Here is a 1,565-nt window from a genome sequence, read left to right as displayed (position 1 = left end):
CTAGCCTGGATTTCTCATAGTACCTCAGCCAGTACCGCACTCAGGCTGTAACACCGCTAAACACCTACTGGCTCGACTTACATCGGCTACTTTTTAACCACTTTCCGTCCTTCAGACACACTTCCCCCTTTCCCCCATTGCGTCGGGCCGGGGGCGCCCGAGCAGTCAGTTCGGCACCAACCGCCTGACCAGATCGGATAGCGCCGTTTTATAGGGGTAGCTGTCACTCATCAACACCCGGATGCGGCGCGTATTGCGGAGGATGACCGCGCCTACTTTGATGAGCTTGAGCCTCAGGTTGCTTGGACTCATGCGCGCGAAGGGCGTGTGCTTCAGGTAAGTCCGTAACCGCTCGAACAGCGTATAAGCGAAGCCCGACAAGATCAGCCGCCACTGATTGGCCCACCAGTGCGTGCTGGAGGTCCGGTCAGCAAACAGGCTCAGTTGTTGATCCTTGATCCGGTTCTCCATGTCACCCCGGGCACAGTACTGCTCGTAGTAAAGCTTGAAGCCGTCATCGTAACGAGAGCTGATGATAAACCGGGGATTAGAGCCTAACTCACCTTCTTCTAGGCGGGCCACCACCCAGCGTGGGTATTTCCAGGAGCGGGCTTGATACTGGAAGCGGAACGTCCCCGCTACTTTCCCTCCCACCTGCCATTGGGTCTTGCGCACCAGCATCATGGGGACGTCCACTTCCTTGAGCAGCCGGCTGTTCTTTGCGATTCCCACGATGTAGTCGACGTGATGCCGATCACACCAGTTCAGCATCCGGGGACGACAAAAGTGGCTATCACCTCGTAACACGATGCGCGTATCGGGCCAGTATTGACGGATAAAGCGTACCAGTAAGGCGAGGATCGCCCAGCTATGGCGGCTGTCGCTGCGGTCACTGGTGCGCAGATAGCTCACCAGTAAGTGGCGCCCACAGAAGACATACAGTGGGAAGTAGCAGTGGTGATCGTAATAACGGTTAAAGAACTTGCCGGGTTGCTCGCCATGCACGGGGATGTCGGTGCCATCAAAGTCCAGCACGATCTCCTTGGGTGGTTCGTCATGCTGTTCAATGAAGTGATGCCACAGCAACTCATGGGCCTTCACTATTGCTTGCCGATCGGCGTTCTGCTCCACCCGGCACAGCGTCGACTTGCCTGCCAGCGTATCCTCTTCACCGAGCGCTGTCTGAAGGGCCTGATCATAGCGCAGGGCCTCATGGTCGTTGAAATCTTCATAGCCAGCGGCGACACCGAACACTCGCTGACGAACCAACGTGTCGAGCTTATGACGAACCTGTTCCGGTGAGCGGGGATCATGAAGCACGGCGGCCAAGCGGCGTGTTAGGCGATGCTGTTTATCGACTTCACGAAGCAGGAGTAATCCGGCGTCCGACGTAATGTGGCCCCCGGAGAAGTCGGCTTCAATTTGGCGGCGAGAGAGTGGCGAGAAGGTCAGCTTTTCAGGTACCATTTTGGAAGCGGCTGTTGGTGTTGGTTTTTGGTGTAAGGCCCTGAAACGTTAACACTTTCAGCCGCTTTCTTTTATACCCTGTGAGAAATCCGGGCTAG

1 protein-coding gene is annotated in these 1,565 nt (G+C 56.3%); it reads right to left on the bottom strand.

Going from position 1 to position 1,565, the window contains the following annotated elements; translation table 11 throughout:
* Positions 1 to 165: 165 nt before the first annotated feature.
* Complete coding sequence (locus HZU72_RS23555; RefSeq protein ID WP_179917458.1) at positions 166 to 1,467, bottom strand: IS1380 family transposase; 1,302 nt, start codon at positions 1,465 to 1,467, stop codon at positions 166 to 168.
* Positions 1,468 to 1,565 lie beyond the last annotated feature (98 nt).

Source organism: Vreelandella sedimenti (assembly GCF_013416325.1).
GTDB lineage: Bacteria > Pseudomonadota > Gammaproteobacteria > Pseudomonadales > Halomonadaceae > Vreelandella > Vreelandella sedimenti.
The sequence above is the reverse complement of the archived record's forward strand: the minus strand, read 5'-3'. Positions and strand labels throughout refer to the sequence as shown.

Bases quoted from the DNA above. Each gene is read 5' to 3' on its own strand.
- HZU72_RS23555 (WP_179917458.1), bottom strand. From the start codon at position 1,467: ATGGTACCTGAAAAGCTGACCTTCTCGCCACTCTCTCGCCGCCAAATT.